Below are 3,152 nucleotides of genomic sequence, written 5' to 3' on the forward strand. Positions count from 1 at the left end.
CCTTGCTTTGTGTATGGAAAATACAACGCCCGATGTTGTGTTGTTAGATTTGATTCTTCCGCAGGATGTTGTTGTCGAGATGTTGAAATTCCTTCAGCGTGAATATACCAGTATTCCAGTCATTGTAATTGCTGTTACTGCAAGTCAGGGGGCGGTTCTCGATTGTGTAATGCTGGGTATTAAGGGCGTGGTCTGGAAAGAAAGTACAACTGAAGATTTGCTCAAGGCCATAAACGGAGTGATGATTGGTGAGCAATATTTCCAAATGCCTCCAAGTGGAGTCGATAATCAGATCATGAGCCAGTTTGATCGGGTACAGGCTAATCGGACCGAATTAACCTTGCTCAGCCAACGGGAACGACAGGTTTTGAGATTGATCGCTGAAGGGTTCTCCTACAAAGAAATCGGCAACAGATTATCCATTAGCCCCCGTACTGTCGAGTCGCATAAAAATAATTTACTGACTAAACTGAATTTAAGCTCCCCGATCGACCTCGTTAAATATGCAATTCGTTCAAAAATAGTTGAATAAGCATTCTTTCCCTTTTGTTTCTCTTTCCATTTTTCGATTTACAAATAATACGGGATTTCACGGATAAGAATACGGGATTTCACGGATTGAATTTGGTATATCAAAGGTCGTAACTTGCAAGTCCTATTTGTATGAAAGACCAAAAATGTGCTGCCTTAGGATGGAATCCGAGAGAGAAAGAGTATTACTGAAATTTTCTATTCGTGGAGGGGTTTTATATGAAGCAGTCTTTACTGGTGACAATTTACAAGTATCTCAGTTCGGTTAATTCTGAATCGAGGATAATTCTCGAAAAGCAAAAACAACGCAACTTTACCGTTAAGCAAAGTACAGTATCTGTTACAAAAATACAGAAGGACACGATGCCCGATATTTTATTGGCTAATCGACACGATCTGATTCTGAACAGCAGTGTTTTCTGGCTGATGAAAAAGTGGGTTAGTGAGATTCCTCCACCATTATAACCGGATTCAGGCAATCCACAAACCGACCAATGAAAAGGAGATTACGTTTCGGTATTCTTCGACTAAGCATTCATTCATAATAGAAGTAAACAAGAGATAATTTTAACCTTTAAAGTGCTCTAATGATAAAACATCATTTAATTTAAAATTAATAAAAATGTAACCGAATTCGTTTGTAATTCATTGGTTACCTTGATTGTCTACTCGCTTCTGCAAACTATTTTTCTGTTTGCAACTTGCAATATTCGCATTATACTGTTAAAAACTCGTGATCTTCCAGCTTTGGTAGGTTGCCAGTGACCTTTCGCCCTCCATGGGCCACACTCTCTGGCTTTTTTACAAGCCATCTTTAGAGATATCTCTAAAGAATGGAAATGGCTGGTATTTAAAAAGCTGTTGATATATAGTGTTTTACAGAGATTTAAATAGAATTTTCTAAAACGTGATTTATGAAAAAGCTCTACTCTTATTTAAAAAATTATCGACCGCCCAGAGAAGCGACAATTCGTTCGCTTTGTTGGCGGAATTTTACATTCTATGCGCTGGTCACGATGCTTTTCGTGCTAAGTGGTTTGGTTGCGAATGCACAACCTACTATTGCAACAATTGATGGAGATCCGTCGGATTGGGATGGATTGACAGCGGGAAATACTCCCAACTTTAGCTATGTTTTAGATGCTTACGGCAGTGGGGTTGTCGATAGTCAGTTTGCTGAAGGGCAAAAGGATATTATCCCTGCTGATGAATGGGTTTGGAGTTATGGGCAGACTAAAGCCAAGAACGATATTGCCAATGGGGCTATCTGGCTTGATACTGAAGATGGTGTTCTGTTTTTTGCAGGTGACCGTTTGTCGAATAATGGTGATGCCCAAATTGGTTTCTGGCTTTTTTTAGATGGAACAGCACCTCAACCCGTAAATAGTAAGGGGAAAGGCATGTTTTCTCCACCTCATAATGTGAATCCCGGCGATATTCTCATTTTAGCTGATTTCACGGGAGGAGGTAAAAACGGTAACATTACCGTATATCAATGGGTTGGAGCAGGGAATGGAGATGGATCTGCCCCGGACGATCATTTTAACCTATTGACTGTTACCGGAAATGTGGCAGAAAATAACGATGCTTTGGCTAATGTACCATCGAATTGGAGTTACCCTACTTCGCAATATGAGACCAATACCTTCTATGAGGGGTATGTAGAAATAGCAGAGTTTATACAATATGATTATGATATTACAGATCTTTGCGGTTCTACATTTATGCTGGAAACTCGTTCTTCTCAAGAGTTAACAGCTTCGTTAGATGACTTTGTAGGTGGTCCATTTATTGAAGCGCCAACCGTTAATTTAACTGACGTATCTGTATGCTCGGGTAATGATGTAACATTGTGTGCTGATACTGCAGATATACAAGGGGTAACTTACTCTTGGTATACCGATCCCACTGCAAAAACTCCATTTGAAGGTTATACGAGTGAGGATGCAGCAGCTAGATGTATCACGTTCACTCCGACTGAAACGACTGACCTTTGGGTTGTTGCAAGTAACGGTGCTTGTACGAGTGATACAAGTATGGTGACTGTTACATTTTATCCGGACCTGGAGGTCGGATGTGGAGCAGATAGGACGATTGATCCTTGTACCTCTCAAGCCGATATTAATGATGCATTTGGTTTATGGTTACAAGATTTTAGCGTTACTGGAGGAACAAATCCGACAATTACTTATACAGTTAATGGAAATGTAGTTGCTAACCTTGACGAACTAAGTGCACCTGATCGTTGTGGTGGGGCTATAACTGTTTCAATTTCGGCCTCAGATCTATGTCATGATAATGTTTCATGTAGTGGTACGTTTACGGTTACAGGAGATAAAACTGCACCGGTAATTGCCACCACAGCAGTTGACGGTACCGACTTTGGTTGTAACCCGACGATCACACCACCGGTGTTCACCGCCTCAGACCTGTGCGACGGAGACCTCAGTTCATCTATCGAGGTAACCAGTGCAGGATCCGTAGAGAATCCGAACGCTTCCTGTGGAATGATGCAAACCTGGACAGCCAATGTAAAAGACGAATGTCTGAATGCCGCCAGCCCGGTAAGCATAACTTACTACTGGAAAGTAGATACGGATGCACCGGTAATTGCCACCACA

At 41.2% G+C, this 3,152-nt stretch carries 2 protein-coding genes; both read left to right on the top strand.

The features are described 5' to 3' along the window. On the top strand, positions 1-532 hold a 532-nt coding region (locus AC37HE_RS00545), incomplete at its 5' end, for a response regulator transcription factor (RefSeq protein ID WP_500780816.1). A gap of 913 nt (positions 533-1,445) precedes the next feature. Beyond that, the coding region (locus tag AC37HE_RS00550; RefSeq protein ID WP_500780817.1) for an immunoglobulin domain-containing protein at positions 1,446-3,152 on the top strand (1,707 nt) is incomplete at its 3' end.

It is taken from the genome of Mangrovibacterium sp. (assembly GCF_059905295.1).